Origin of the sequence: Pantoea sp. LS15, assembly GCF_012241585.1 — a bacterium.
Taxonomy (GTDB): Bacteria; Pseudomonadota; Gammaproteobacteria; order Enterobacterales; family Enterobacteriaceae; genus Enterobacter.
In genome coordinates this window covers 37,783-64,198 of the sequence record NZ_JAAVXA010000004.1, presented here as the reverse complement: position 1 = coordinate 64,198, position 26,416 = coordinate 37,783, and the positions used below count along the sequence as shown (strand labels likewise).

General features: G+C 51.1%; 29 protein-coding genes. 13 read left to right on the top strand and 16 right to left on the bottom strand.

Going from position 1 to position 26,416, the window contains the following annotated elements; translation table 11 throughout:
* Positions 1-16 precede the first annotated feature (16 nt).
* Positions 17-1,315 carry a phage tail fiber protein gene (locus tag HED65_RS07940; protein ID WP_114978144.1) on the top strand — a complete coding sequence of 433 codons (1,299 nt, stop codon included), beginning with the start codon at positions 17-19 and terminating at the stop codon, positions 1,313-1,315.
* 414 nt (positions 1,316-1,729) lie between these two features.
* Here HED65_RS07940 and purB read toward each other — a convergent pair whose 3' ends face one another.
* The 5 genes from purB to rluE are packed head-to-tail and all read right to left on the bottom strand — an operon-like array spanning position 1,730 to position 6,066.
* Entirely contained in the window at positions 1,730-3,100 is a 1,371-nt protein-coding gene (purB, locus tag HED65_RS07935) for an adenylosuccinate lyase (protein WP_028019014.1), read from the bottom strand.
* A 19-nt stretch (positions 3,101-3,119) separates the two neighbouring features.
* On the bottom strand, positions 3,120-3,749 hold the full coding sequence (gene hflD, locus HED65_RS07930) for a high frequency lysogenization protein HflD (protein ID WP_114978143.1): 630 nt from the start codon (positions 3,747-3,749) through the stop codon (positions 3,120-3,122).
* A gap of 27 nt (positions 3,750-3,776) precedes the next feature.
* Positions 3,777-4,889: a tRNA 2-thiouridine(34) synthase MnmA gene (gene mnmA, locus HED65_RS07925; protein ID WP_114978142.1), complete on the bottom strand. Its 1,113-nt coding sequence runs from the start codon at positions 4,887-4,889 to the stop codon at positions 3,777-3,779.
* 40 nt (positions 4,890-4,929) lie between these two features.
* Positions 4,930-5,403: an NUDIX hydrolase gene (locus tag HED65_RS07920; RefSeq protein ID WP_114978141.1), complete on the bottom strand. Its 474-nt coding sequence runs from the start codon at positions 5,401-5,403 to the stop codon at positions 4,930-4,932.
* 9 nt (positions 5,404-5,412) lie between these two features.
* A complete protein-coding gene (gene rluE / locus HED65_RS07915; RefSeq protein ID WP_114978140.1) occupies positions 5,413-6,066 on the bottom strand; it encodes a 23S rRNA pseudouridine(2457) synthase RluE in 654 nt (217 codons plus the stop codon).
* 117 nt (positions 6,067-6,183) lie between these two features.
* Here rluE and icd point away from each other — a divergent pair, with 117 nt between their 5' ends.
* From icd to HED65_RS07900, 3 genes are all read left to right on the top strand, one after another.
* A complete protein-coding gene (icd, locus tag HED65_RS07910; RefSeq protein ID WP_028019009.1) occupies positions 6,184-7,434 on the top strand; it encodes an NADP-dependent isocitrate dehydrogenase in 1,251 nt (416 codons plus the stop codon).
* Between the two features lie 76 nt (positions 7,435-7,510).
* Positions 7,511-7,858 carry a DUF1304 domain-containing protein gene (locus HED65_RS07905; RefSeq protein WP_114978139.1) on the top strand — a complete coding sequence of 116 codons (348 nt, stop codon included), beginning with the start codon at positions 7,511-7,513 and terminating at the stop codon, positions 7,856-7,858.
* A gap of 76 nt (positions 7,859-7,934) precedes the next feature.
* Positions 7,935-8,180, top strand: a complete 246-nt coding sequence (locus HED65_RS07900) for a YmjA family protein (RefSeq protein WP_114978138.1) — start codon at positions 7,935-7,937, stop codon at positions 8,178-8,180.
* Between the two features lie 294 nt (positions 8,181-8,474).
* Here HED65_RS07900 and HED65_RS07895 read toward each other — a convergent pair whose 3' ends face one another.
* Complete coding sequence (locus HED65_RS07895) at positions 8,475-9,974, bottom strand: EAL domain-containing protein (RefSeq protein ID WP_114978137.1); 1,500 nt, start codon at positions 9,972-9,974, stop codon at positions 8,475-8,477.
* Positions 9,975-10,307: 333 nt separating this feature from the next.
* On the opposite strand from HED65_RS07895, the gene HED65_RS07890 reads away from it, so the two are divergent.
* Together HED65_RS07890 and HED65_RS07885 are read left to right on the top strand one after the other, a co-directional pair.
* Entirely contained in the window at positions 10,308-11,792 is a 1,485-nt protein-coding gene (locus HED65_RS07890; protein WP_411266776.1) for a sensor domain-containing diguanylate cyclase, read from the top strand.
* Between the two features lie 286 nt (positions 11,793-12,078).
* On the top strand, positions 12,079-12,327 hold the full coding sequence (locus HED65_RS07885) for a GlsB/YeaQ/YmgE family stress response membrane protein (RefSeq protein ID WP_114978136.1): 249 nt from the start codon (positions 12,079-12,081) through the stop codon (positions 12,325-12,327).
* A gap of 128 nt (positions 12,328-12,455) precedes the next feature.
* Here HED65_RS07885 and HED65_RS07880 read toward each other — a convergent pair whose 3' ends face one another.
* Both HED65_RS07880 and HED65_RS07875 read right to left on the bottom strand, forming a co-directional pair.
* Positions 12,456-12,554, bottom strand: coding sequence for a YoaK family small membrane protein (locus HED65_RS07880; protein WP_014883431.1), 99 nt, complete (start codon positions 12,552-12,554; stop codon positions 12,456-12,458).
* 45 nt (positions 12,555-12,599) lie between these two features.
* On the bottom strand, positions 12,600-13,628 hold the full coding sequence (locus tag HED65_RS07875; RefSeq protein WP_114978372.1) for a sensor domain-containing diguanylate cyclase: 1,029 nt from the start codon (positions 13,626-13,628) through the stop codon (positions 12,600-12,602).
* 308 nt (positions 13,629-13,936) lie between these two features.
* On the opposite strand from HED65_RS07875, the gene HED65_RS07870 reads away from it, so the two are divergent.
* Together HED65_RS07870 and HED65_RS07865 are read left to right on the top strand one after the other, a co-directional pair.
* Positions 13,937-14,191 carry a putative hemolysin gene (locus HED65_RS07870; RefSeq protein WP_114978371.1) on the top strand — a complete coding sequence of 85 codons (255 nt, stop codon included), beginning with the start codon at positions 13,937-13,939 and terminating at the stop codon, positions 14,189-14,191.
* 80 nt (positions 14,192-14,271) lie between these two features.
* Positions 14,272-14,577, top strand: a complete 306-nt coding sequence (locus HED65_RS07865) for a hypothetical protein (protein ID WP_114978135.1) — start codon at positions 14,272-14,274, stop codon at positions 14,575-14,577.
* Here the strand turns inward: HED65_RS07865 and HED65_RS07860 are convergent, their stop codons facing one another.
* Positions 14,578-14,922, bottom strand: coding sequence for a DUF488 domain-containing protein (locus HED65_RS07860; RefSeq protein ID WP_114978134.1), 345 nt, complete (start codon positions 14,920-14,922; stop codon positions 14,578-14,580). It abuts the gene before it with no gap.
* A 101-nt stretch (positions 14,923-15,023) separates the two neighbouring features.
* Here HED65_RS07860 and HED65_RS07855 point away from each other — a divergent pair, with 101 nt between their 5' ends.
* Complete coding sequence (locus HED65_RS07855) at positions 15,024-15,731, top strand: CTP synthase C-terminal region-related (seleno)protein (RefSeq protein WP_114978133.1); 708 nt, start codon at positions 15,024-15,026, stop codon at positions 15,729-15,731.
* A gap of 30 nt (positions 15,732-15,761) precedes the next feature.
* Here the strand turns inward: HED65_RS07855 and HED65_RS07850 are convergent, their stop codons facing one another.
* Complete coding sequence (locus HED65_RS07850) at positions 15,762-16,949, bottom strand: CynX/NimT family MFS transporter (RefSeq protein ID WP_114978132.1); 1,188 nt, start codon at positions 16,947-16,949, stop codon at positions 15,762-15,764.
* Between the two features lie 99 nt (positions 16,950-17,048).
* Between HED65_RS07850 and HED65_RS07845 the strand changes: the two genes are divergently transcribed.
* On the top strand, positions 17,049-17,840 hold the full coding sequence (locus HED65_RS07845) for an AraC family transcriptional regulator (RefSeq protein WP_114978370.1): 792 nt from the start codon (positions 17,049-17,051) through the stop codon (positions 17,838-17,840).
* Here HED65_RS07845 and HED65_RS07840 read toward each other — a convergent pair.
* Positions 17,824-18,270 carry a DUF441 domain-containing protein gene (locus HED65_RS07840; protein ID WP_008500737.1) on the bottom strand — a complete coding sequence of 149 codons (447 nt, stop codon included), beginning with the start codon at positions 18,268-18,270 and terminating at the stop codon, positions 17,824-17,826. The two genes, HED65_RS07845 and HED65_RS07840, sit on opposite strands and share 17 nt — an antisense overlap.
* Positions 18,271-18,415: 145 nt before the next feature.
* Between HED65_RS07840 and yoaI the strand changes: the two genes are divergently transcribed.
* Positions 18,416-18,520 (top strand): small membrane protein YoaI, encoded by a 105-nt coding sequence (gene yoaI, locus HED65_RS07835; RefSeq protein WP_087822389.1) that lies wholly within the window; start codon positions 18,416-18,418, stop codon positions 18,518-18,520.
* A gap of 21 nt (positions 18,521-18,541) precedes the next feature.
* On the opposite strand, the gene HED65_RS07830 is transcribed toward yoaI, so the two are convergent.
* The 3 genes from HED65_RS07830 to yeaG all read right to left on the bottom strand — a co-directional run bounded on the left by HED65_RS07830 (position 18,542) and on the right by yeaG (position 22,434).
* Positions 18,542-19,042 (bottom strand): YbaK/prolyl-tRNA synthetase associated domain-containing protein, encoded by a 501-nt coding sequence (locus tag HED65_RS07830; RefSeq protein WP_114978131.1) that lies wholly within the window; start codon positions 19,040-19,042, stop codon positions 18,542-18,544.
* A gap of 99 nt (positions 19,043-19,141) precedes the next feature.
* Complete coding sequence (locus tag HED65_RS07825; RefSeq protein ID WP_028018994.1) at positions 19,142-20,425, bottom strand: YeaH/YhbH family protein; 1,284 nt, start codon at positions 20,423-20,425, stop codon at positions 19,142-19,144.
* 74 nt (positions 20,426-20,499) lie between these two features.
* A complete protein-coding gene (yeaG, locus tag HED65_RS07820; protein WP_028018993.1) occupies positions 20,500-22,434 on the bottom strand; it encodes a protein kinase YeaG in 1,935 nt (644 codons plus the stop codon).
* Between the two features lie 431 nt (positions 22,435-22,865).
* On the opposite strand from yeaG, the gene HED65_RS07815 reads away from it, so the two are divergent.
* Positions 22,866-23,612: a MipA/OmpV family protein gene (locus HED65_RS07815; RefSeq protein WP_114978130.1), complete on the top strand. Its 747-nt coding sequence runs from the start codon at positions 22,866-22,868 to the stop codon at positions 23,610-23,612.
* Between the two features lie 78 nt (positions 23,613-23,690).
* Here the strand turns inward: HED65_RS07815 and HED65_RS07810 are convergent, their stop codons facing one another.
* Positions 23,691-24,575: a D-hexose-6-phosphate mutarotase gene (locus tag HED65_RS07810; protein WP_114978129.1), complete on the bottom strand. Its 885-nt coding sequence runs from the start codon at positions 24,573-24,575 to the stop codon at positions 23,691-23,693.
* Positions 24,576-24,650: 75 nt separating this feature from the next.
* Positions 24,651-25,646, bottom strand: a complete 996-nt coding sequence (gene gapA / locus HED65_RS07805) for a glyceraldehyde-3-phosphate dehydrogenase (RefSeq protein ID WP_010430074.1) — start codon at positions 25,644-25,646, stop codon at positions 24,651-24,653.
* Between the two features lie 341 nt (positions 25,647-25,987).
* On the opposite strand from gapA, the gene msrB reads away from it, so the two are divergent.
* Complete coding sequence (gene msrB / locus HED65_RS07800) at positions 25,988-26,401, top strand: peptide-methionine (R)-S-oxide reductase MsrB (RefSeq protein ID WP_114978128.1); 414 nt, start codon at positions 25,988-25,990, stop codon at positions 26,399-26,401.
* The last annotated feature ends 15 nt before the right edge of the window (positions 26,402-26,416 follow it).

Here is a 26,416-nt window from a genome sequence, read left to right as displayed (position 1 = left end):
AATTAAGGAATTCTTTATGTCCGCAGGAACATTGACTCTGACGAATAATTCAGCAGCAGTCACCGGCAGTAGCACTGCCTTTACCACCGAACTGGTCGCCGGAGATTTTATTGTTGTGACCGTCGGCGGTATTCCCTACACGCTGGCGACCAAAACAGTGAACAGTAATACCTCACTTACGCTGGTCAGCAGCTATACAGGACCCACTCAGGCAGTGGCGGCATGGTATGCCGTACCGCGAGTGGCAATGAACCTGGTCACTGCGGCGCTGGTCGCCCAGAGCGCAGAAGCCCTGCGTGGTCTCAATTACGACAAACAGAACTGGCAGAGCATTTTCAGCGGTACAGGAAACGTTACGGTTACCCTGCCAGATGGCAGCAGCTTTACCGGACCTGCATGGAATAGCTTCACCACAGCATTGAACGGCAAAGCCGACAAGGTAAGCGGGGCAGTACCAGTTAACCAGGGTGGGACCGGGGCGACGGCTGCAGCTGACGCTCGTACAAACCTCGGTTTGGGAAACGTAGCCACTCTTAATGCTGGCGAGTCTCGTGAAAACGTTGTTACGGTAGGTTCTTCTGGTATTGGAGGCAACAGTATCGGAACTGGGTCTGAAAACATCAATACGTTTGCCGGGAAAACATGTTTCTGGACTGGGCAAGGTAGCGGACCTATTACCGGTGTTGTTTTTGGTTTTACAGTAACCCACTCCACACAGTCATCCGCTTATAACACACAGGTTGCATTCAGAGGCGGGCGTTCTTACCTTCGCGCACTGGAAGGTGGAACCTACACAGGCTGGTATGAAAATTACTCAACGGCCAACACCACTAAAGCCAGCGACGGTACTCTTAAAGCGGCATCGCCGGTGGCACGTATCGTTAAGTCTCAGGAAGAGAGTCAGCGTACTGACGTAGCCGATGATGGTTTCTCCTGGTACGGCTGTGGAACGGCGAACGCCGAGGCTGAAGGTGTCACAATCTCTCGGCTCGATATCGGCGTTTACGTCTTGACGGGCTCCGCTGGTCTTGCGTCGGAAGGCTGGCAGCTCCTGCCGCCGATGGACCCAGGCGGCATGGGAGAACTGGGTGTGGTTGAAGCAGAGCAAACCGACAACGGCGAGCTGACAATCCGCCTGTTTAAGCGAAAATACATACTGAGTGATGAGGGTGAGATCGTTAAAACAAAAGGTCTACCGATGGACGTACCAGCCAACAGCTGGATAGACGTTCGCTTGGATATGCCCGAGAGCAGCATCTGGAATCAGCGCCAGAAAGAAGCAAGTGAGGCGGATTTACAGGAGTCAGCTCCGTAAAGGAATCCGCCGCCTGTTCTTACATACGACAGGCGGCGGCTGGTTGCTCAGTGTTCATGCCCGAGCAATTGAAGGGGATATTACCCGAGAGATAGTTAAAGACCGACCCGGCGAACAGTCTGAAACTCTGAAACCAAACACATACGGGGTTAATTAATGGTAATTTTGGGGGCAAATTTGGGGGCAAAATCGTGCTGGGGGCATGATTGGGGGCGATAAAATGACCATTATTGTCCGATAATGTCCGCACGGTAATTGTTATAAGTTACTGATTAATAAGTAAGTTATTGTTTTGATGCTGATTGTGTTTTTCGCTAAACAGTCTAACGCTGATTATGTTGTTGTGGGGATAAACATTTAGTAAACCGGGGAAAAGCAACCCTCTTTCCGGGCGGAAAGAGGGCAGAGGGAAGATTACTTCAGTTCATCAACCATGGTGATGGCGCGACCAATGTAATTCGCCGGGGTCATCGCTTTCAGGCGAGTTTTCTCTTCTTCTGGCAGCGCCAGACTGTCGATAAACTGTTTCATGCCTTCAGCGTCAACGCGTTTACCGCGAGTCAACTCTTTCAGTTTCTCGTACGGTTTTTCGATACCGTAACGGCGCATCACGGTCTGGATCGGCTCAGCCAGAACTTCCCAGTTGTGATCCAGTTCGTCCAGCAGACGGTCACGGTTCACTTCCAGTTTGCTCACGCCTTTCAGGGTGGATTGGTAAGCAATCAGCGCGTAGCCAATGCCCACACCCAGGTTACGCAGAACGGTGGAGTCTGTCAGGTCACGCTGCCAGCGGGAAACCGGCAGTTTGCTTGCCATATGTTGCAACACGGCATTTGCCAGACCCAGGTTGCCTTCGGAGTTTTCGAAGTCGATTGGGTTCACTTTGTGCGGCATGGTAGAAGAACCAATTTCACCGGCGATGGTTTTCTGTTTGAAGTGGTTCAGCGCGATGTAACCCCACACGTCACGATCAAAGTCGATCAGGATGGTGTTGAAGCGTGCGATGCAGTCAAACAGCTCAGCGATGTAGTCATGCGGCTCAATCTGGGTCGTGTACGGGTTCCACTGAATACCCAGAGAGGTCACGAACTCTTCGCTGAACTGGTGCCAGTCCACTTCCGGGTACGCGGCGATGTGGGCGTTATAGTTGCCGACCGCACCGTTGATTTTGCCGAGGATCTCAACCTGCTCCAGCTGACGATACTGGCGTTCCATACGGTACGCTACGTTCGCCATCTCTTTACCCATCGTGGATGGGGTGGCTGGCTGGCCGTGGGTACGGGAGAGCAGCGGAATGTCGCGGTATTCCACGGACAGCGCTTTTACCGCGTCGATGATTTTACGCCAGTAAGGCAGTACCACATCTTTGCGCGCGGTAGAAAGCATCAGCGCGTGAGACAGGTTGTTGATATCTTCTGATGTGCAGGCGAAATGAATGAATTCAGATACAGCATGCAGAGCAGGCACAGCGGCCACTTTCTCTTTCAGGAAATACTCAACCGCTTTCACGTCATGGTTGGTGGTGCGCTCGATGGTTTTGATACGCGCGGCATCTTCTTCGTTGAAGTCAGCAACGATTTTATCAAGGTAATCGTTTGCCTGGGCGTCAAAAGCAGGAACTTCCTTGATTGCTGCCTGGGCGGCCAGCTTTTGCAGCCAGCGTACTTCAACCTGAACACGGAACTTCAGCAAACCATATTCGCTGAAGATCCCGCGCAGCGCGCTGACTTTATCGCCATAGCGTCCATCGACAGGGGATACGGCGGTCAGTGAGGATAATTCCATAATTCGCAACTCCGGGAGGTTAACAATGAGCAAGAATTTGTTTTGCCTGAGTAGTCAGGCGATTACGAGAAAACATTAACTGCAGTCGGCCACCGCCAACCTGATGCCACAGCACAGCGGCGCGGATCCCGGCCAGCAGGGAGGCACGCACTTTTGCCTGGACCTGAGGGCTTTGCAGAACAGCAGGGGAACCGGTGACCTGAATACGTGGGCCAAGTGGGCTAATGACGTCAACATAAATGGCAGCCATGGCACTCAGCAGTGTTTCGGACTGCAGATCAAAATGGTCGAGCTGACGTTGCAACCCGGCAATACGGTCACCGAGCGTATTGAGCGCACCTTTCGCTGCGCTCAGTTTACGCTCAAGCACCATCAGACTTAACGTGTAGCGTGTTAACTCTGCGTTTAATCCCTGACGGTTACTGGCGTTAAGCACGCCAAGCAGGGTTTCAAGACCGAGACGAAGATTAGTTTCACTCCCACCGAAGACACCCAGGGTTGAGCCAGGGTTGAGATCGATAACGCTGTTGAGTGAAACGTGCAGCGCGTCAGCGTCGCAATGACCCTGATGCGCCAGCTGTTGCACCAGACGGGCAGACTGGCAAATTCCCGCCAGTGCCAGGGTGATGTCATAATAGTTCTTCGCCACACGGTCTCCTTTATGTGTGCAATCGTGTTAAACAGCGGTCAGCGGCAGGCGCTGTTCAATGATCCCGCCACCCAGGCAGACTTCGCCGCTATAGAAGACAGCAGATTGACCCGGGGTGACAGCAGCAACAGGCTCGTCGAAACGCACTTCGATGCGATCGTCATCCAGTGCGGTTACGGTGCAAGGAATATCGGTCTGGCGGTAGCGCGTTTTCACCGTGCAGCGCAGGGTGCCTTTGAGCGGCTCGCGATCGACCCAGTGCAATTGCTGCGCGATCAGTCCAACGGACATCAGACGCGGGTGGTCATGACCCTGAGCGACAACCAGAATATTGTTTTCGACATCTTTGTCGACAACGTACCACGGATCCTCGCTACCCTCTTTGGTTCCACCGATACCCAGGCCTTTACGCTGACCCAGAGTGTGGTACATCAGCCCCTGGTGCTGGCCAATCTCTTCGCCGTCAACGGTAACAATTTTACCCGGCTGCGCTGGCAGGTAACGCCCCAGGAAATCGCGGAATTTGCGCTCTCCGATAAAGCAGATACCGGTAGAGTCTTTTTTCTTCGCGGTGATCAGGTCCAGCTCTTCGGCAATTTTACGTACCTGTGGCTTTTCCAGCTCGCCGACCGGGAACAGGCTCTGGGCGATTTGCTCGTGACTCAGCGTATAGAGGAAGTAGCTCTGATCTTTGTTGCCGTCCAGACCACGCAGCAACTGGCTTTTGCCATTCACATCGGCACGACGCACGTAGTGACCGGTCGCAATGTAGTCTGCGCCCAGATCTTCCGCCGCGAATTCCAGGAAGGCTTTAAATTTGATCTCTTTGTTGCACAGAATATCCGGGTTTGGCGTACGGCCGGCTTTGTACTCTTCCAGGAACAGTTCAAAAACGTTGTCCCAGTATTCTGCGGCAAAGTTAACGGTGTGCAGTTCAATGCCGAGCTTGTCGCATACGGCCTGCGCATCGGCGAGATCCGCAGCGGCGGTGCAGTATTCCTCGCCATCATCTTCCTCCCAGTTCTTCATGAACAGGCCCTCCACCTTATAGCCCTGTTGTTGTAACAGGTAGGCGGAAACGGAGGAATCGACACCGCCGGACATGCCGACGATTACTTTTTTCTGGCTGTTATCTGACATGGAATACTCACGACATTGAACTTCAAGGCGGCGTATTCTATCACGCCCCCCCACCATTGACACCCTCTGTAAAGGGCCAGTTAAATTCTCCAATGACATCCAGCGGTAAGCGGCCAGCAGACTGCCAGCAGCGAATGCTTTCTGCAACCAGCGGCGAGCGCAGGTTTGGCGCATTCAGGATCTCATCAGCGGTGACCCACAGGCAGCGGTCGATATCATCATCCTGCGGCTCTGTGGCGCACATTTCGCTAAGCTCAACGGCGAATAAAAAGCGCAGGAATGGCGTGTGGTCAGGCGCTATCCACTGATGCAGGCGGATGAAGTGCTGAGGTTCGGCATGGATCCCCGTCTCTTCCCACAGCTCGCGTTTTGCGGCCTGCAGCAGCGTTTCGTTTTCTTCGAGGTGCCCTGCGGGCTGGTTCCATAAGGCTTTGCCACCAATAGTCTCCTCGACGACCAGGAATTTACCCAGCGCATGAACCACACAGGCGACAGTGACATGAGGTTTGAACATAGTGACTCCTTAGGAGGTAACGTCCCGCCATTCACCGTTAGCCAGGCTCTCCAGCGTGTAGTTGCCCATGGCGTAGCGAATCAGGCGCAGGGTAGGGAAGCCAACGTGTGCGGTCATACGCCGAACCTGACGGTTTCGGCCTTCATAAAGGGTGATTTTGAGCCAGCTTGTCGGAATGGATTTGCGTTCGCGGATGGGCGGGTTACGCGGCCACAGCCACTCCGGTTCATTCACGCGTTCAATACCTGCCGGCAGAGTTGGACCGTCGTTCAGCGTGACGCCGTTGCGTAATGTTGCCAGCGTCTCTTCATCCGGTTCACCTTCTACCTGCACGAAGTAAATTTTACCCGTGCGCTTCCCTGGCTGCGTGAGCTTCGCCTGTAAGGCTCCGTCGTTAGTTAAGACCAGCAGGCCTTCGCTGTCGCGGTCCAGTCGCCCGGCGGCGTAGACGCCCTGGACGGGAATGTAGTCCTTCAGCGTGCTGCGCCCGGCCTCGTCGGTGAACTGCGGCAAAACATCGTAGGGTTTATTGAACAAAATTACCCGCTTCGGCTGGCTTTCTTGCGGTCTTCTGGCGGCTTGTCGCGAGCTGAATCGCTCAACCCGGTGTTTTGTAAAAGAAGTTTTCTTCATGGTATTTTCAGGCTCTATCAATTGCCGCATTATAGCCTAATAACGAAGACCTTTCATGGCGTCGGACAATCAGGTACTATCGAAGGGCTCATTACAATTTATTAACATAAGATCAGTAACAACCAGAAGCGCTCGAAGGAGAGGTTAATGGAAAGCAAAGTAGTTGTTCCGGCGGAAGGTAAAAAGATCACCCTGCAAAACGGCAAGATTAACGTTCCTCACAATCCGATTATCCCGTTCATCGAAGGTGACGGTATCGGTGTAGACGTTACCCCGGCAATGCTGAAAGTGGTTGATGCCGCTGTTGAGAAAGCCTACAAAGGCGAGCGTAAAATTTCCTGGATGGAAATTTACACCGGTGAAAAATCTACTCAAGTTTATGGCCAGGACGTCTGGCTGCCAGCGGAAACGCTGGACCTGATCCGCGACTACCGCGTTGCTATTAAAGGCCCACTGACCACACCTGTCGGTGGCGGTATCCGTTCTCTGAACGTTGCACTGCGTCAGGAGCTGGACCTGTACGTGTGTCTGCGTCCGGTTCGTTACTACCAGGGCACCCCAAGCCCGGTTAAGCACCCTGAACTGACCGACATGGTTATCTTCCGTGAAAACGCAGAAGACATCTACGCAGGTATCGAATGGAAAGCTGACTCTGCAGACGCAGAAAAAGTGATTAAATTCCTGCGCGATGAGATGGGCGTGAAGAAAATTCGCTTCCCTGAGCATTGCGGTATCGGCATCAAGCCGTGCTCCGAAGAAGGCACCAAGCGTCTGGTACGTGCGGCCATCGAGTACGCCATCACCAACGACCGTGACTCTGTGACCCTGGTTCACAAAGGCAACATCATGAAGTTCACCGAAGGCGCGTTCAAAGACTGGGGTTACCAGTTGGCGAAAGAAGAGTTCGGTGGTGAGCTGATCGACGGCGGTCCGTGGCAGAAAATCAAGAACCCTAACACCGGCAAAGAGATCATCATTAAAGATGTGATCGCCGATGCGTTCCTGCAGCAGATCCTGCTGCGTCCAGCTGAATACGACGTGATCGCCTGTATGAACCTGAACGGTGACTACATTTCTGACGCCCTGGCGGCACAGGTTGGCGGTATTGGTATTGCCCCGGGTGCGAACATCGGTGATGAGTGCGCCCTGTTCGAAGCGACCCACGGTACTGCACCAAAATATGCAGGCCAGGATAAAGTGAACCCAGGTTCTATCATCCTGTCCGCAGAAATGATGCTGCGCCATATGGAGTGGTTCGAAGCTGCAGACCTGATTGTTAAAGGCATGGAAGGCGCTATCGCTGCCAAGACCGTGACCTATGACTTCGAACGTCTGATGGATGGCGCTAAGCTGCTGAAATGCTCAGAGTTTGGCGACGCGATTATCGCGAACATGTAATCCAGATTCTGGGTTAAATACTAACGGGGGCCGTAGGGTTCCCGTTTTTTTTGTCTCTGCTTACAGGAGAAGCATGATGTTAGCCACCATCCTAGTTGCTGTTGTTGCGTTCATCCATCTTTACATCCTGGTGCTGGAAATGTTCCTGTGGAACACAAAAACCGGGCATAAAGCGTTTAATCTCCGTCCTGAATTTGCCCGTGAAACCCGTGTGCTGGCCGCGAATCAGGGGCTGTACAACGGTTTTCTGGCGGCAGGTTTACTCTGGAGCCTTTGGCTCGGCGAAAAGGGTATCCACGTGACGGTCTTTTTCCTTGTCTGCGTGGTGGTTGCCGGTATATTTGGGGCAGTGACCGCCAGCAGAAAAATTCTGTATGTGCAGGCCTTGCCCGCTGTTGCCGCCTTGCTGGCGCTACTGGTCTGAAGCAATGCTATGGTCGACGTCCGTCGTCCGATATACTCACTACGCCACTTATGACAAGCCAGATACGAGACTGCTTATGAACAACGAAATCCCACTGAAGTATTATGACATCGTCGATGAGTACGCGACGGAAGCCGCAGAGCAAGTCAGTGATTCAGAGCGTGATCCGCTGGCAGGTTATTTCCAGCTGCTGCTCACCCGTTTATCAAATAACGAGGAGATCAGTGAGGAAGCCCAGCAAGAGATGGCGACTGAAGCCGGGATCCGTGCTGGTCGCATTGATGATATTGCGAATTTCCTCAATCAGTGGGGGAATGAATAGCCTTCCTCAAAAACCATTATGCTGATGCTTTGCTATGCAGCTCAGCATCACGCTATCTGACCACATGCATTTTTTACGCAGAATATGCGAGGTGGGGTTGTCGCTAAACAGCGCAAAAATAACGATCAGGAAAAAGAGTACCACTGGATAAAGTAAGGATATTTTCACGTTTTTAACCAAAATAAGTGTGTGCTTCAGGGTAATCTACCGCCTGAATGTGACAACTATATGTTTTTGGGAAAGGAATGAAAATGCCTGATCAGAAAAAAATATGGGCGCGCCAGGCATCAGTGGTTACCGCGCGACGCCGACAAGTTTCTTCGCCAGCTCACTGCGGGTCAGTGATTTTGAGAAATACCATCCCTGAACCAGGGCATTGGGATATCTGTCAGCAATAAAACGATATTGTATTTCATTCTCTACCCCTTCAAAAACAAGGGGTTTATTCAACCGGGCGAGGGCATCACTAAAAATAACAAAGATGTTTTGTTTATAATGTTCACTGATGCCATCGACCAGCGATTTGTCGATTTTGATTTCATCATATTCAAGAAGTGACAGCCTGGCCAGGTTTGAATTTTGTACACCAAAATCATCTATTGATATTTTTATACCAAGAGATTTTAATTCCCGACAGAATTCTTCAAGAATATCTACAGCGGAAACAGCCTTTTCAGAGAGTTCGATTTTTATCAAGGAGAGTGGGATGCGATGAAGTAAACACACACGACGTAAAATAGTAATAAATTGCCCGTCTTCAATTTCCGTTCGGCCAACATTGAGTGAGACGACCAGCTGATGTTTTGTTGCAAGTGGCGCAATTTCTGAAAGGGATTTTTCGATAATATTAACGTAATATTTTTTATACAGGCCGATCTTTTTGATTAATGGAATAAAAAGCTCCGGGGAGACATCACCGTGTTTTTGATCGTGCCATCTCGACAGAACCTCAACACCCACTATTTTTTTATCCTGAATTCGAATGATTGGCTGATATTTAACACTGATGGTATTGGTGATGACAGCCTTGACCAGCGTCCGTTCGAGAGAGAAACGGTCTTCATAAATGCGGAAGAAAAAGAACGTTATCGCTACCCAGATAAAATACAAAATGACCACAAGAAACGTAAACACAGCGGGAGGTAGCGAAGCAAGCCCTGCGTTGTGATGTGTCACAATGACGCATAAATCCCAGAAAGCGCTGCACTGCGTGAGGGTGATGGTAAACAATGTCGAATGCAGCAAGTCCTGTTGCTTAAACGCAGGGGTGGCCGAAAAAAAAGTTCTGCCAAAGTCTTTGGTGGTTGCACTCAGAGAGTAACTCGCTGTAACCGGAGCGAATTTATCGTAAGCGTAGCGGGAGGTGAAGATAATAATGTTATGATAAATTGCCGCGTTACCTGTAAAGAACTCTTTTTTGTCAAACTGGGCCAGGAGAAAGCCCCTTGGGGTTTTATGCAGTTCTGCAGGAAGTGCAACAGGAGTAGCGAGTTTACCCCAAAAAGCAGTACAGACTATTTTTCCTTTCTCTATGAATCCGACATCACCGAAATAGAGGCTGTCGAGTTTTATTTGTCTGTAACTATCAAGACTGGTTTTATCACATCCCTGGGTAGTGATGCTTTTGAGAGCCAGTGCTACGCTTTGGGACAGGTCTTCTGAATACTCTAAAAGAGTATGGGAAATCTCAAGTTGTTTGCTCTTCTGCTGGCTAACGATAACAGCATTGACCGCATAAAGCGACAGGATGACCAGAAGCGTTGAAATGATAGCAACGGCAATGATCTTTTTCATTATCCAGTTATCCTGTCCGCTCCCAGATTTTCACAAATCTTAACACAGCCAGGACGAGGCACAAGCCTGATAGTCACGACAGGTGATCACATTCGGACCGATAAATCATGCGCAACATTATGATGCTCACCCTCTGCTGCTAAGCCAGGAGAGAATGTGAGTTTGTAGCCGCGTTTTGGTTTTGCGATGGGCAGGGTATCCCCCGATGTCAGATTGTGAAAAGTGAAATAAAGAGGAGGCTGGTGGTCTGCTTAAGTGCAATTCATTTTCCTCTTATCCTGAGCTTTGTTACAGTGACAATAGCTGTCAGCCGGGGATGTCAGGCGTGATAAGGTGGAAAAGCTCGTGCATATAAAAAATACTTTCTACACAACAACCATTACCGTCATCATTGTCTCATTGATCATCTCGCTGTCGCTTGCTGTCCAAATTACCACATCCAGACAGCAGTCAATCCAGCAAATAAATACCAGTGTTGCCAACCTGAGCCATACCCTTGATGTGTATACTGAGGGGATCATGCGCCAAAGTGAAATGCTGATTACGACTGTTTCCGACATAATCGAAATTTATGGCATGAACCCACAACAGGCGACCAATATCCAGCGGATGATAAGTAACCAGGATAATCTCCTTACCCAGATTAATAATGTGGTTGTTTACGATGCCCGGGGCGAACTCTTTACCGCATTGCACGAAACTTTTTCTGGCCCCCGGAAAGGAGCGGACCGGGCTTTTTTTATCTACCATAAGAATAATAAGAGTCAGCAGATTTTTATTGGTGAGCCAGTGGTAAGCAGAACTAATGGTAACTGGGTTATCACCATTAGCCGACGTCTTGAAACCCATACCGGCGCGTTTAATGGTGTCGTCGTTGTGACACTGGGCATCGAAAATTTTCTGGCACTCTACGGGCAGATTAATATTGGTCATTCTGGCGTCATTGGCTTAACGACACCGTCAGGCATCTTGCTGGTCCGTTATCCCTTTAAAAATAACTATATTGGCGCGATTGTCTCTGATTCGCCTCTCTTCAGAAAATATCTCAAGGTACAAAATACCGGGATCGCCAGTTCTATTTCCCGGTTTGATAAAATCGAACGCATTTATGCCTATGAGAAAAACACACGTTACGGACTGGTCACCACGGTGGCCGTCAGCACCGATGAGGCACTCTCTCCCTGGCGCAAGCAGGCTATCCAGCTTGCCATACTCATTTTCGTTTTTACCGTAATACTCATTGTGGCGTCTTATTTCCTGTATTCGGACTTATCACGAAAAACCAGAGATAACAAAGAGCTGAAGATCATTGCCTCTGAGGATGCGCTGACAGGTCTTTTCAACCGCCGCAGTTTTGATGAAAAAATACTCTCGGAAATTGCGGGTTGCGTGGCACGCGGTGCGCCGATTTCGGTGCTGATTGTGGATGTGGATTACTTCAAAAAATACAATGATAACTACGGCCATCCTGAAGGGGATCGGTGCCTGACTCAACTGGGGGACAGTCTCAGGAAAAGTCTCACTCGTGATAACCAGATTGTGGCCAGGTATGGCGGGGAGGAGTTTGCGCTGATATTACCTGATGCGGATATCCAGGAGGCGCGGCGCATTGCTCAGACGATTATTCGCAATGTCTTCTCTTTGCAAATTGAACATGCTTTTAGTCCTTTTGGGCGGGTAACGGTAAGCGTAGGGGTCTCCACTGCACGTGCTGTAGAAATAGCCGGTAGTCAGCAGAATATTATCATTGCCGCAGACCAGGCACTCTATCAGGCAAAACGCGGCGGCCGTAACCAGTACGCTTTTGTTGGGGTATGACCAGAAAAAAAAGCCCACTCAAGAGTGGGCAAGAAATACTGGAAGCAATGTGAGCAATGTCGTACTGAATACTTGAGTTTTTTACTCAACTACTCAGTGTTGAGAAAGATAATCTTTCTCAAAAAAAGATTCAACCCCACAGTTTATGTGGAACGCTCTTTTTTGTTGATGAAAAAATAGACGCTCTCTCACTGTGATGCCTATCACAAATTTTCTTTCTCTGATCCTGTGCTATTCTTTTTTGTGTCGTTGATTTAATGACAAAAACCATACAGAGAGGAAAGTTATGGGTATTTTATCCTGGATTATCTTTGGGCTTATTGCGGGTATTCTGGCTAAGTGGATCATGCCGGGCAAAGATGGCGGTGGGTTTATTGTTACCGTAATACTGGGGATTGTCGGCGCGGTCGTCGGCGGCTGGATCAGTACACTGTTCGGTTTTGGCAAGGTCGATGGCTTTAACTTCGGCAGTTTCGTCGTTGCTGTGATTGGTGCGCTGGTTGTTCTGTTTGCCTACAGAAAAATCAAAAGCTAAATCTGAACGCGTTAAAAAAGGCTGCCAGAGGGCAGCCTTTTTACGTAGCGGGTTTACCACCAGCCGAGTTGCGTCCCGGCAAAAGCAGCAATGGCAACGATCAACATAATGAGGGTCGTTTTTCTCATTTATGCCCCTGGAGCTGCGTAACCACCGACAAAAAACCACGCCAGAAAAACCACCGCCGTTATAAAAATAACGACCGGGAAGAGGATCCCTATTCTCATATCATCACCTGTTTCGGTTTCTGTAATGCCGTAGAGTGTACGGCGTTAATCCTTAGTGAGAAAGCGTGTTTTGCTTTTTCCTTGCTTATCCTGATACATCGCGATATCAGCTGCGTGTAACGCACTGTCTGGATCGGCTACATCAGGGTCCACTTCGATAACACCAATGCTGGCTCCCGGATAAATGATATGAACACTGCCCAGCCAGTATTCACCCGCAATGCAGGCATTGAGGCGTGTTTTTAACTGGTTTATCTGCGTGTTATCCTCTTCATTGTCGGTTTTGCTCAGAGAAGCCACCAGAAACTCATCACCGCCCAACCGGCCAATAATATCGTCCTGCTGTTTTTCTTCCGTCAAACGCTTGCCCACTTCCACCAGAAACTGGTCGCCAGCTTCATGCCCATAACGATCGTTAATCAGTTTGAAATCATTCAGGTCGATAAACGCGATGATGGCATTACGTTTAAGGTGTCGCGCCAGAGAAAACAGGGTCGTCAGATCCTCAAAAATGGCCCGACGGTTGGGTAAACGGGTTAGGGCATCGGTATAAGAGTGCGCGATGAGCGCGGCATTGGCTTCCCGAAGCTGAGCCACCAGAGACTCTTTCTGAATGTACTGGGCAATCAACCCGGCGAACAATTTCAGAACCTGTTCACCACGTTCGCTGAGTGGTTTCTTTGCCGTGCTGGTGGCACAGAGCGTACCGTAAAGTGAACCATCAGCAAGATGAACAGGAATACTCATGTAGGTGGTAATGCCGAGTGCTTTCGCAGCGTCGCAATCAGGCCAACGCTCAGGAACATCGTTGCTGAATAGCGTGTTGCTATCCAGTGCGCGCTTACACAGTGTTTCATCCCATGGAACACTCAGCCCCTCCGGGATCTCCATCTGCTTGCTGTTGCGGGCATAGAGAATATGCTGCAGTCGTGCTTTGATATCGACCTTCGTCAGGTAAGTCGATTCCATATCGGTCACAATCTCCAGCATCTCCAGCAGCTGACGAACGAGACTTTCAAGGGATTGTTCAGTGGCGAGGGTTTCTGAAACACGGGCAAGGATGATATCCGACATGACGTAGAATGACTCCCATGCAGAAGACGTCTGCATCTGCATGTTATGCTGAATTTTTAGACTTCTGGCATAGTAAAACATGAATATAGAAAATTTAATATATGCAGGGGGAGAGGCGCAGGTGAAAAAAGGCCCCGTTGTTGAGACCGGGGCAAAGACATCTTGATTACGGAATGATGTTCTCTGGTCATGTTGAGAACACGTCACACTATAGCGTTGAAAAGTGCAGTTAAAATGGAGAAACCATGGAGAAAGCGCGAGTGACCCGTTACCCTTACACTATTGATAATGTCAAAAGGATCAATAAGATGAGATTTCTGCTTCTGGCGCTGGCACTTCCCCTGGCCGCCTGTACCACCAAAACACCACCACCTGATGCCCCGAAACCGCCCCACGTTGTCGGTATGGCGAACCCGGCCTCCGTTTATTGTCTGGAGAAAGGCGGGGAACAGATCCCGGTTCAAAGCCCACAAGGTGTCCGCACAGAGTGCAAGTTACCGGGTGGCGAAGTGATCGATGAATGGACGCTTTATCGCCGTGATCACCCGCAACCCACCAGGTGACAATGGCATATTGACTGCGATACACTTCTCTTTAGGATTATTCTTAGCCAGTTTCTGGCCACCTTTACCGTGAGAGAAGTATGTTTCAGCTTAAACCGGGCAGCATGGCGATGATCATCGGTGCCCGCACAGCCTCTGGCCGTCGCAATATTGGTAAATCCGTTGAATTATTTGGTCTTTGCCAGCCCGGCTTGCGTTTCGTTAACCCGGTCAATGGCGTTATGACGGAGTTGCCCGCGACGGCGGATCGCGCGCTATGGCTGGTAACGGGAGATGTCTACGCCTTTGACAATCAGCACGGCTTTGCGTTTGTTCGCCCTGAACACCTGATGCCGCTTACCCCGGATGAAGCACCACAAACCCTTGATGAGCTGATGATCGGCTGATTACAGATGGCGCAGCCAGTCGGCTAATACCAGGGCATGATTTTGTGTCTTGTCTTTTGCGCCGTAGAGCAGGGTGACGGTCTGCTTTTTTGCCTGCGCCGCCAGGCGCATCCCTTCGTCCTGATGTTGCGCCAGCTCTTCACGATAGGCCTGACTGAAGGCATCGAAATCAATGGTTTCGCCGTGAAAGGCCTTGCGTAATTCATTTGATGGCGTGAGCGTTTTACACCATTCATCATACGCGAGGTCCGTTTTTTTAACCCCGCGCGGCCAGAGCCTGTCCACCAGAACCCGATAGCCATCGTCCGGGCTTGCCTGCTCATAGACCCGTTTGCATTGAATCATATTTCCACCCTCCTAATTTAAGGTATTGTGATAATTGCAGAAGATCGGTAGTCTGAGGTTCCTTATGTTATCTGATAATTCCCTGGCATAAGGAACCTTTCATGGAACACCTCCCGGTAAAAACGACGCTGCGCATTGCGCTGGTTGGCGATTACAATCCTAATGTTATTGCACATCAGGCGATTCCGCTGGCCATTGACGACGCCGCCGCAGTCCTTGACCTCACCGCCGATTACGACTGGCTTGCCACGACCGATTTAACCAGTCCTGAAGATCTGGTGGGCTACGATGCCATCTGGCTGGTTCCTGCAAGCCCCTATAAAAACACAGAAGCTGCCTTTATCGCAGCACGCTACGCCCGTGAAAACAGCATTCCGTTCCTCGGTACCTGCGGTGGGTTCCAGCATGCGTTGATTGAGTATGCCCGTAACGTATTGGGCTGGAGCGATGCGGCCCATGCCGAAACGGATACCGAAGGCACCATGGTGATTGCACCTTTGGCCTGTTCGCTGGTGGAAAAAACCGATGCAATAGAATTGCGTAATAATACGTTGATCGCGAAAGCCTATGGTAAGCCAGAAATTGAAGAGGGCTATCATTGTAACTATGGCGTATCGCCGGCGTTTGCACAGGCGCTTGAAAACGGTGATATGCGCGTTACTGGCTGGGATGAGCAGGGTGAGATCCGCGCTGCAGAGTTGGTTACCCACCCATTCTTTGTGATCACCTTATTCCAGCATGAGCGTGCGGCACTGGAAGGTCGCCCGGTGGTACTGGTACAGGCGATGCTGCGCGCGGCGCGCGGCTAAAAAAGCAGGCCCGACGGCCTGCCACAATGTTTAACGAGGCGTGATCTCCCGGTCACGCCCGGCGAGCATACCGCAGATGGCCATGACCACCGCAGCCAACGCACAGCCCAAAAGCGGGATGCGCCAGTCTCCCGCAGTATCGTGAATTTTTCCCATCAACGGTGGACCGCAGGCCGCGAGCAGATAACCAATTGACTGCGCCATACCGGATAACGCCGCCGCCTGGTGCGCAGAGCTGGCGCGCAGGCCGATGAACGTCAGGCCGAGGATCATCGTTGCGCCGGTGCCAAAGCCGAACACCAGTGTCCACAGGACTGCCATATCCGGTACAAACCACAATCCTGCCGCGCTGACTGCACACATCAGGGCCACAACCCCGGCGATTATCCGCTGATCCTTCAGACGATGGAGGATCAGCGGCACAGCAAGACCCGGTATGGCAGTGGCGAGTTGTAACAGACCATGCACCGAGCCGGCCTGTGCTTCGCTGTATCCGTGGCTGAGTAATATAGCCGGCAGCCAGCCGATGATAACGTAGTAAATCAGTGAGTTAATTCCCAGAAAGAGTGTCACCTGCCAGGCGAGGGCAGATCGCCAGATCGCGCGATTATGCAACGCGCCAGCGCCCGTTACCGTCGCGACGTGTTTTTGACGCCACTGTGGCAGCCAGAGCAGCAACGCTATCAACGGAAACACCATCAGCATCAGCAGTGCGCCATGCCAGCCAGCGTTACCTTGTGCCAGAGGAACAATCAGCGCAGAGCCTAACGCTGCAGAGACCCCCATCGTCAGGGAATAGGCCCCAGTTAGACGGGCTACCTGACCTGGAAAATCACGTTTAATTAATCCCGGCAGCAGAACATTCCCCAGCGCAATACCGCAACCAATCACCGCCGTACCCATGAAAAGCAACGTTGCGGAGGGCAGGGAACGAACCGCAATCCCGGCGCAAATCAGCAGCAGGGCGATAAACAGGCTGCGCTCCATGCCGATACGCCGGGCGACACCTGCGGCAAGCGGGGAGACAAGCGCAAAAGCCAGCAGAGGCAGGGTGGTCAGCAGACCGGTTTGTGCCGTGCTTAAGCCATAATCAAGGCGAATAGCGTCGAGCAGCGGGGCTGCCCCGGTGAAGGTAACGCGCAGTGTAGTGGCAATCATCAGGATGCCTGCGATCAACAGCGCGCTTTGTTTTCCAGAGATGCGAATAGCAGTTGTCATTGTGTTCTCATACGTTCAAACGAGGGCACACAATACCGATTTTCTCAGTGGTTGAAATCAGGCTAAAATGACAGTTTATCGCTAATATCGGACAACATGATGATCGGTCTGGGACTGGATGGCTACGATCCTGATAGCCAGCACGATGCGGCCGTCGCGTTCCGTATTCGCGTGGTGGCGGAGGAACAATATATTCCATTGCATCATCACCGTAAGGGGCAGCTGATTCTGGCCCTGGGTGGTGCTATCACCTGCGAAGTGGAAAATGCCATGCTGATGGTACCACCTCAGTATGCTGTCTGGATCCCCGGCCAGATGCCACACAGTAACAGGGCCACACCGGGAGCACAGCTCTGTTTTTTATTCATTGAACCCGGTGCTGCCAGTTTGCCCGATCGCTGCTGCACCCTGAAAATCTCCCCCCTGGTACGGGAACTAATTTTATCTCTGGCAGAGAAATCGCGTGAGCAGCTTTATCTTGCGGCCACATCGCGTCTGGTGGATGTCCTGTTTGATGAACTGCCGCTTCAGCGTCAGGAGCATTTGCAGTTACCCGTTTCACCTCACCCCAAAATCCGGCTGATGAGTGAAAAGATGGCGGAAGAGCCTGCCGCCTGGCAGACGCTGGCACAGTGGGCGAGCCACTTTGCCATGAGCGAACGCAACCTGGCGCGGCTGGTGGTGAAAGAAACCGGTTTAAGCTTTCGCCGCTGGCGTCATCAGCTGCAGTTAATTGTGGCGTTACAGCATTTGATTAGCGGTAAGTCGGTACAGCAGGTGGCACAGACACTGGGTTATGACTCTACCACCGCATTTATCACCATGTTCAGGAAGGGCCTTGGCCAGACACCGGCGCGTTATATGGCTAACCTGACTACGACTTCCCAATAAACAGTGAGACCAACCCCGCTGCAATCAGCGGGCCCACTGGCACGCCGCGAAACAGCGCTACACCCAGCACGGTTCCCACCAGCAGACCCGCCACCAGCGAGGGCTGACTGCTCATCAGCGTGACGCCACGACCACCCAACCACGAGACAAAAATGCCGACCGCAATCGCCACCAGCGATTTCCAGTTTACAAACGAGTGCAGCAGCGTCGATGCAGGCAGCGTACCGCTGGCGATGGGAGCCATTACACCAATGGTGAGTATGATTATCCCGATAGTGAGGCCTTGCTTTTCTATCCACGGGAAAAAGGTGTTTAACGGTGTCACGCGCACGATGATAAGCACCAGAATCGAGATGGCGACGGTGGTGTTATGACTGATAAAACCGAGCGCGGCGAGTGCCAGAAGAATGAGCAGAGTAGGGTCAAACATAGGGAATCCTTGCCAAAATAATCAACTTGCTTACTGTACGCGCAAACGCGGCAGAGGACAGTTTTAAAAAGATTATATTGCTGTCATAACCTTGTCATTTACGCGGATTAAAACGAAGGCAGATATCGCAAAAGGGGTCGCCATCATGAACGATCACATGTTTGTTGAAACGCTGATTATCTCCTCATCGTTTTTCGCTATTGCCATTATTCTCGTCGCCTCCGTGCTGTTTCTGGAAAGAAAAGGCTGACAGGATCGCCAGCCTTTGTGATTAGGCTTTATGGAACGTCACAAGCTCAGGACGAGCAATACGCAGGTAATCCTGGGTATCCATAATCACTGATTTTTCCAGCAGACCGGCGTTGAACGCGATTTCGTCAAAACGCTCGAACAGCAGCGGGTCGGCAACCAGCGTCAGATCGGGATGGAAACTGAAAGGTGGGATAGCGCCAAAAACGCAGGCGGTCAGAGTATCAACTTCGGCCGGGCTGGCGAGAGACGCTTTTAATCCGCCAAAATGACTGGCAAGCTGGCTCAGGTCGGCCTGCAGATCGGCGGCCAGGATCGCCAGAACGTGTTTTTTTACACCGTTTCCCTTCACTTTGCAGACCAGAGCTTTAGCGCCTTGCCTGAGATCGGTCCCGCGAATTTCACTTACCGCCTCGCATTTTCCCACCGCTTCGTGCTCCATGACACGAAACCGTGCACCCTGCTCGGTGAGTAAAGTAATCAGCTGCTGGTGAGTCCCTGTCCCAATAACGTCGTCAGACATAACGATTTTCCCGGTGATAATTCAGTATGCAGTTTTCTACATTAGCACGGGATGAACGGGGTCGAAAGAAAACAGCCAGCGAATTCGCTGGCTGTAGGGTCAGGCATTGCTGGTTGCAGATTGCTTGTGGAACAGCTCCCTGAACACCGGATAGATGTCATCCTGGTCACGGATATGCTGCATGGCAAAGTTATCGAACATAGATTGCAGATGTTCATATTCCCGCCACAGGGTCTGGTGTGCACGACGGGTTATTTCGATATAGCTGTAGTAACGCACGACGGGCAGAATTTTCTTCGCCAGAATTTCATGACACAGCGGCGAGTCATCTGCCCAGTTATCGCCATCCGAGGCCTGCGCGGCATAAATGTTCCACTGCGCCGGGTCGTAACGCTCTTTCACCACTTCATCCATCAGCTTCAGTGCGCTTGATACAATGGTTCCCCCGGTCTCCTGGGAGTAGAAGAACTCATGTTCATCCACCTCTTTGGCCTGTGTGTGGTGGCGAATATAGACCACTTCCACGTTCTTATAGGTTCTGCTAAGGAACAGGTAGAGCAGGATATAAAAACGCTTCGCCATATCTTTAGTGGCCTGGTCCATTGAACCAGAGACGTCCATAAGACAGAACATCACCGCCTGGCTGGATGGCTCCGGACGTTTTTCGTAGTTCTTGTAGCGTAGGTCGAAGGTATCGATAAACGGCACCCGATCGATCTTCGCCCTTAACTCAGCAATCTCTTTACGCAGGCGCTCCTCTTCCAGCAGTTGCGCCGGTTCCGTGTTTTCCACGACTTTCAGGTTGCTCTCGAGTTCGCGCAGTTCGCGACGTTTACCTGCCGTCATGGCCGTGCGTCGCGCCAGCGAATTCTGCAATGAACGCACGACGCTGATATTGGCGGGTACGCCATTGGCGGTATAGCCCGCACGATGGGTTTTATACTCGTTAAGCTGACGATGCTGATTTTTTCTCAGATTCGGCAGCGCCAGATCTTCAAACAGCAGGTCGAGATATTCATCTTTCGAAATCTGGAAGACAAACTCATCCTGACCTTCACCATCCTGGCTGGCCTGTCCCTGACCGCTTCCTGAACCACCACCGCCGCCCTGAGGACGCTCAATTCTGTCGTTCTGAACGAAGTGGTCATTACCTGGGTGTACGCGATGGCGCAGTCCGCCACGCCCCTGATGAAACATCGGTTCGCTGATGTCATCGGTGGGGATGGAGACAGATTCGCCGCTGTCGACGTCGGTCACCGAGCGTTTGTTGATGGCCTCGGAGATAGACTGTTTAATTTGCGCTTTATAACGGCGCAAGAAGCGCTGGCGGTTCACCGTGCTCTTGTTTTTGCCGTTAAGACGCCGGTCAATAAACCAGGTCATATACCCCCCGTACTGCATTTGCCAACTTGCATTTTGTAGGCCCGGTAAACGTGAGTGCTTACCGGGCACTTGTTTTAAGACGATTTACGCACACGCAGATACCATTCGCAGAGCAGGCGAACCTGCTTGCGGGTGTAGCCTTTTTCCATCATACGGTCGACAAAGTCGTCGTGCTTTTTCTGCTCATCGGTTGAGGTTTTGGCGTTAAACGAAATAACCGGCAACAGCTCTTCGGTATTGGAGAACATTTTCTTCTCAATAACCGTGCGCAGTTTTTCGTAGCTGGTCCAGTTCGGGTTACGTCCGCTGTTATGCGCTCTGGCGCGCAGCACGAAGTTCACAATCTCGTTACGGAAGTCCTTCGGGTTGCTGATCCCGGCAGGCTTCTCGATTTTTTCCAGCTCTGCGTTCAGGGATTCACGGTCAAACAACTGGCCGGTATCCGGATCGCGGTACTCCTGATCCTGGATCCAGAAGTCAGCATAGGTGACATAACGGTCGAAAATGTTCTGCCCGTATTCTGAATAGGATTCCAGGTAGGCCGTCTGGATCTCTTTGCCAATGAACTCAGCGTATTTAGGGATCAGGTAGCCTTTCAGGAACTCAAGGTAGCGTTCAGCCTGTTCCTGCGGGAACTGCTCACGTTCGATTTGCTGTTCCAGCACATAGAACAGATGAACTGGGTTGGCGGCCACTTCCGCATGATCGAAGTTAAAGACGCGGGAGAGGATCTTAAACGCAAAACGCGTAGACAGACCGTTCATCCCCTCGTCGACCCCGGCGTAATCACGGTATTCCTGATACGACTTCGCTTTCGGGTCGGTATCTTTCAGGCTTTCGCCATCGTAAACGCGCATTTTTGAGTAGATGCTGGAGTTTTCCGGCTCTTTCAGGCGCGACAGGATAGAGAAGCGTGAGAGGGTCTCCAGAGTACCGGGCGCGCAAGGGGCATGTACCAGCTCACTGTGGTTAAGCAGTTTCTCGTAAATTTTGATCTCTTCAGAGATCCGCAGGCAATAAGGCACTTTGACGATATAAACACGGTCAAGGAACGCCTCATTATTTTTGTTGTTACGGAAGGTCACCCATTCTGATTCGTTTGAGTGCGCCAGAATGATGCCGTTAAACGGCAGGGCGGAGATACCTTCCGTACCGTTGTAGTTCCCTTCCTGGGTGGCCGTCAGCAGAGGATGCAGCACTTTAATCGGTGCTTTAAACATCTCTACGAATTCCATGATCCCCTGGTTTGACCGGCACAGCGCGCCAGAATAGCCATAGGCATCCGGGTCGTTTTGCGCGAAGTTTTCCAGCTTACGAATATCGACTTTCCCCACCAGAGCTGAGATGTCCTGGTTGTTCTCATCGCCGGGTTCCGTTTTGGCGATAGCAATTTGTTCCAGAATGGATGGCCACACTTTCACTACGCGGAATTTGGTGATGTCGCCACCAAACTCATGCAGACGTTTTGCCGCCCACGGCGACATAATGGTGCCAAGATAACGACGCGGGATGCCAAATTCTTTATCCAGAATTTGCGCATCTTCCTGCGGGTTAAACAGACACAGCGGATGGTCGTTTACCGGGCTGCGTTCTCCATTCGCACTCAGCACATAAATAGGGACGCGCTGCATCAGTGATTTCAGGCGTTCAGCCAGAGATGATTTACCGCCCCCTACCGGACCCAGTAAATAGAGGATCTGTTTCTTCTCTTCCAGACCCTGGGCGGCATGCTTCAGATACGAGACAATCTGTTCGATGGCATCTTCCATACCATAGAACTCTTCAAACGCCGGATATCGGGCGACCACCCGATTCGAAAAGAGACGGGAAAGCCGGGGTTCCAGGGCAGTATCAACCATGTTTGGCTCACCAATAGCCATTAATAGCCGTTCTGCCGCATTGGCATAGGCACTGCGATCTTGCCGACAGATGGTAAGAAACTCCTGCAGTGTGAACTCTTCGTCCTTGGCAGCTTCATAGCGCTGGCGATAGTGATCGAATATATTCATGGCATGCCGTCCTTTCGTTTTTTAGCACAGGATAAGAGCCGTTCGTATGAGTAGTGGAGGCTCCCGGAAGAGAATCTCTCGCACCTCACTGCCAGAGCAGCAACCTGTGTGCCAGGTCAGACGCTAAGAACCGCAGGGTGTTCAGGAAAACTCTTCTTAAATTAAAGCGTAGATGGCATTTGCAAAACTTGCATGCCGATAAAATCTAATTTCAATGACATATCAATAACTCATCCAAAAATTTCCATTGCTGATATAAGCCATAAGGGCATTTTTCACCTGGTGGTCATATAAATGAAAACGACCTGTCATCTGAAAAATGAAAAATAACGGGTTAATCAAACTGATTAGCAGGCAAAAAATTTGGGGAAGTACGGGTCTGGCGGTTACACTTCTCCCGCTGATTATTTGACTACAGGAAAGAATGGATTGTGACCAAACTCAAACTTCTGGCATTAGGCGTACTCGCCGCAACCGCAGTTAGCACCGCACAAGCGGAAAGTCAGTGGACGGTTGGGGCTGGCGTTGGCGTCATTAACAGCCCGTACAAACAGTATGACCGTGATCTTTACCCTGTTCCGGTTGTCACCTATGAAGGCGATAACTTCTGGTTCCGCGGTCTGGGCGGCGGCTATTATCTGTGGAACGATACGGCCGATAAGCTTTCCATTATGGCCTACTACGATCCAACGCACTTCAAACCAGGTGACAGCGACAGCCACGCCCTGCGTCAGCTCGACAAGCGTAAGAGCACCATGATGGCGGGTCTCTCGTATGTGCATAACACCGAATATGGTTTCCTGCGTACCGCGCTGGCGGGAGATACACTGGATAACAGCAACGGTTTTATCTGGGATCTGGCGTGGCTTTATCGCTACACCAACGGTGCGCTGACCCTGACGCCAGGTATTGGTGTGCAGTACAACAGTGAGAACTACAACGACTACTACTATGGCGTCTCTAAAAATGAGTCCCGTCGTAGCGGTCTGAAGAGCTACAGCGCAGATGATGGTTGGGATCCGTACCTGGAGCTGACCGCGAGCTACAACTTCCTCGGTGACTGGAACGTATACGGTACGGGTCGTTACGAGCGTCTGAGCGACGAAGTGAAAGATAGTCCGATGGACGACAAGTCCTGGGCGGGCATTTTCTCTGTTGGTGTGACCTACAAGTTCTGATTGTGCATTAATGCGGTGCAGTTAGTGCATCAAAACGGGGCGCTTGCGCCCCGTTTGCTTTATGGTGGTGCAACCGGATTAACGCTTAACAATGCGAATGGTTTGCCCTAAACGAGATGGTTTTTCTTCGCTGGCTTTCTGTGGCGTCGTCACGCAAGCCGTTTCGACGCAGACGAACGTTTTGTAACCGTCGTCAGGTACGTCTGCCATGCTAACAGAAAGTGCCGGACCTGGGTTCCAGCCCACCACGTCGCTGTGATGGTGGTGAACAACTTCAATCCCACGATTCAGCGCGCTGTCGTGGATCACGCTGCAGGCTTCCGGGTGCTGATATACGCGGTCGGTACGGTCAGGGAACGTTTGTACCCCGTCACTGAGCTTGCCTTCTTTGGCGTTGTCCACTTTGTCGATAAAGGTATCGCCAAGGCCACTTACTTTAACGGCGTTGATATCACCTACATTGAAATAGGTATGCAGGGCAGACGTGGTTTCAAACTCGCCATGGGCTTCCAGTTCAATTTCACAGGTTTTAGCCAGCTTAAAGCGGGCGTACAGGGTGAAATCATGCGGCCAGAGGGCGCGGGTTTCATCGTTAGCCTGCAGCTCAAAGGTCAGTACTGCGCCGTTATCATCTTCATTATGAGCTTTCAGCGTCCACTGCTGGTTACGGGCAAAACCGTGAGAAGGCAAACCCGGTTGCGCGGATGGGCCGAACCACGGCCAGCAGATCGGTACGCCACCGCGGATCGCGGTCCCTTTTTTGAAAGAGGTTGCATCGCTCAGCCACAAACCTTCTACTTCTCCTTCTGGTTTCCAGGAGAGGAGGTGGGCACCGTTCAGCGCAACGGAGGCTTTTACACGTGGATGGTCAACGACGATAACATCAGCACCGTCGATCTGACGGCGGGAGAGCACAGGGGTAAGTTGTTCGACTACCGGAAGTGCAAAAATTTTATTAATCATTACGCAATCCTCTGTCTTTAAAGCAATAAAAAAGGCGACCGAAGTCGCCTTTTTGGATCAAGCACTCATCTCAACTTATTTGGAGATGTGAGCGATCAGGTCCAGTACTTTGTTAGAGTAGCCGGTTTCGTTGTCGTACCAGGATACCAGTTTAACGAAGTTGTCGTTCAGTGCGATACCAGCTTTAGCATCGAACACAGAAGTGCACACTTCGCCGTTGAAATCGGTAGATACAACGTCGTCTTCGGTGTAGCCCAGAACGCCTTTCATTGCGCCTTCGGAAGCAGCTTTGATTGCTTTCTTAATTTCTTCATAAGAAGCAGCTTTTTCCAGACGAACGGTCAGGTCAACTACGGAAACGTTAGGAGTTGGAACGCGGAACGCCATACCAGTCAGTTTACCGTTCAGCTCTGGCAGTACAACGCCTACAGCTTTAGCAGCACCGGTAGAAGATGGGATGATGTTCTGAGCCGCGCCACGGCCGCCGCGCCAATCTTTGTGAGACGGGCCATCAACGGTTTTTTGAGTAGCGGTAGTTGCGTGAACGGTGGTCATCAGGCCTTCAACGATACCGAAGTTGTCGTTGATAACTTTAGCCAGTGGAGCCAGGCAGTTGGTGGTGCAGGATGCGTTGGAAACGATGTCCTGGCCAGCATATTTTTCGAAGTTAGCACCACGTACGAACATTGGGGTGTTGTCTTTGGATGGACCAGTCAGAACAACTTTTTTCGCACCAGCGGTGATGTGTTTACGCGCGGTTTCGTCGGTCAGGAAGATACCGGTAGCTTCAGCTACAACGTCAACACCGATTTCGTTCCATTTCAGGTTAGCTGGGTCTTTCTCAGCAGTAACGCGGATGGTTTTGCCGTTAACAACCAGGTGGCCGTCTTTCACTTCAACGGTGCCGTCGAAACGACCGTGAGTTGAGTCGTACTTCAGCATGTACGCCATGTATTCAGCGTCCAGGAGATCGTTGATACCAACGATTTCGATGTCAGAACGTTTCTGAGCAGCACGGAAAACAATACGGCCGATACGGCCAAAACCGTTGATACCTACTTTGATAGTCATATATTCCACCAGCTATTTGTTAGTGAATAAAAGGTTGCCTGTAAAATTACAAAAACCTTACGCAGCGTCAAGCGGAATCGTGTCAATCATTGCGACAAATCAATCCTGTGACTAACGTTTGTGCGACTGACTCGCCTCACTTTCCCTTTGAGCTTGCAACCAAATGGGGGCTGCGCCCGGGATTTTAAAGTCCTCACAGGATAAAAATGTGAACAAGATCACAATTGCCTGACCGCTTTTTCGCGACACATAAGTTTAGAACAAAAGTGCACGCAAGGGTGTTAATGTTTTGTTAGAATCCGGGTTAAAAGATGTCTGTTTCTACAGCGAGATGTAAGCATATGTCGAACCAACGTAACCCTGACGATTTGAAAAAAAACCTCACAGAAATGCAGTTTTACGTGACCCAGAATCACGGAACAGAACCGCCATTCACCGGACGTTTACTGCACAATAAGCGAGACGGGATCTACCATTGTCTGGTCTGCGATGCCCCACTGTTTAATTCCCAAACGAAATTTGATTCCGGCTGCGGCTGGCCGAGTTTTTACGAGCCGGTAAGCGATGATGCAATCCGCTACCTGACCGATTCCTCACACGGCATGGTGCGCACCGAAATTCGTTGTGGAAAATGCGACGCGCACCTTGGTCATGTCTTCCCGGATGGCCCTCAGCCAACAGGTGAACGTTTCTGTGTGAACTCGGCCTCAATGAGCTTCACCGATGACGAAAATGGCGACCAGATCAAAGGTTGAAAAAACGATTCAGCA

Excerpts from the sequence above, each read along its gene's own strand:
- HED65_RS07940 (WP_114978144.1), top strand. The coding sequence starts at position 17 with ATGTCCGCAGGAACATTGACTCTGACGAATAATTCAGCAGCAGTCACC.
- purB (WP_028019014.1), bottom strand. The coding sequence starts at position 3,100 with ATGGAATTATCCTCACTGACCGCCGTATCCCCTGTCGATGGACGCTAT.
- mnmA (WP_114978142.1), bottom strand. The coding sequence starts at position 4,889 with ATGTCAGATAACAGCCAGAAAAAAGTAATCGTCGGCATGTCCGGCGGT.
- HED65_RS07920 (WP_114978141.1), bottom strand. The coding sequence starts at position 5,403 with ATGTTCAAACCTCATGTCACTGTCGCCTGTGTGGTTCATGCGCTGGGT.
- rluE (WP_114978140.1), bottom strand. The coding sequence starts at position 6,066 with ATGCGGCAATTGATAGAGCCTGAAAATACCATGAAGAAAACTTCTTTT.
- icd (WP_028019009.1), top strand. The coding sequence starts at position 6,184 with ATGGAAAGCAAAGTAGTTGTTCCGGCGGAAGGTAAAAAGATCACCCTG.
- HED65_RS07905 (WP_114978139.1), top strand. The coding sequence starts at position 7,511 with ATGTTAGCCACCATCCTAGTTGCTGTTGTTGCGTTCATCCATCTTTAC.
- HED65_RS07900 (WP_114978138.1), top strand. The coding sequence starts at position 7,935 with ATGAACAACGAAATCCCACTGAAGTATTATGACATCGTCGATGAGTAC.
- HED65_RS07895 (WP_114978137.1), bottom strand. The coding sequence starts at position 9,974 with ATGAAAAAGATCATTGCCGTTGCTATCATTTCAACGCTTCTGGTCATC.
- HED65_RS07885 (WP_114978136.1), top strand. The coding sequence starts at position 12,079 with ATGGGTATTTTATCCTGGATTATCTTTGGGCTTATTGCGGGTATTCTG.
- HED65_RS07880 (WP_014883431.1), bottom strand. The coding sequence starts at position 12,554 with ATGAGAATAGGGATCCTCTTCCCGGTCGTTATTTTTATAACGGCGGTG.
- HED65_RS07875 (WP_114978372.1), bottom strand. The coding sequence starts at position 13,628 with ATGTCGGATATCATCCTTGCCCGTGTTTCAGAAACCCTCGCCACTGAA.
- HED65_RS07870 (WP_114978371.1), top strand. The coding sequence starts at position 13,937 with ATGAGATTTCTGCTTCTGGCGCTGGCACTTCCCCTGGCCGCCTGTACC.
- HED65_RS07865 (WP_114978135.1), top strand. The coding sequence starts at position 14,272 with ATGTTTCAGCTTAAACCGGGCAGCATGGCGATGATCATCGGTGCCCGC.
- HED65_RS07860 (WP_114978134.1), bottom strand. The coding sequence starts at position 14,922 with ATGATTCAATGCAAACGGGTCTATGAGCAGGCAAGCCCGGACGATGGC.
- HED65_RS07855 (WP_114978133.1), top strand. The coding sequence starts at position 15,024 with ATGGAACACCTCCCGGTAAAAACGACGCTGCGCATTGCGCTGGTTGGC.
- HED65_RS07850 (WP_114978132.1), bottom strand. The coding sequence starts at position 16,949 with ATGACAACTGCTATTCGCATCTCTGGAAAACAAAGCGCGCTGTTGATC.
- HED65_RS07845 (WP_114978370.1), top strand. The coding sequence starts at position 17,049 with ATGATCGGTCTGGGACTGGATGGCTACGATCCTGATAGCCAGCACGAT.
- HED65_RS07840 (WP_008500737.1), bottom strand. The coding sequence starts at position 18,270 with ATGTTTGACCCTACTCTGCTCATTCTTCTGGCACTCGCCGCGCTCGGT.
- yoaI (WP_087822389.1), top strand. The coding sequence starts at position 18,416 with ATGAACGATCACATGTTTGTTGAAACGCTGATTATCTCCTCATCGTTT.
- HED65_RS07830 (WP_114978131.1), bottom strand. The coding sequence starts at position 19,042 with ATGTCTGACGACGTTATTGGGACAGGGACTCACCAGCAGCTGATTACT.
- HED65_RS07825 (WP_028018994.1), bottom strand. The coding sequence starts at position 20,425 with ATGACCTGGTTTATTGACCGGCGTCTTAACGGCAAAAACAAGAGCACG.
- yeaG (WP_028018993.1), bottom strand. The coding sequence starts at position 22,434 with ATGAATATATTCGATCACTATCGCCAGCGCTATGAAGCTGCCAAGGAC.
- HED65_RS07810 (WP_114978129.1), bottom strand. The coding sequence starts at position 24,575 with ATGATTAATAAAATTTTTGCACTTCCGGTAGTCGAACAACTTACCCCT.
- gapA (WP_010430074.1), bottom strand. The coding sequence starts at position 25,646 with ATGACTATCAAAGTAGGTATCAACGGTTTTGGCCGTATCGGCCGTATT.
- msrB (WP_114978128.1), top strand. The coding sequence starts at position 25,988 with ATGTCGAACCAACGTAACCCTGACGATTTGAAAAAAAACCTCACAGAA.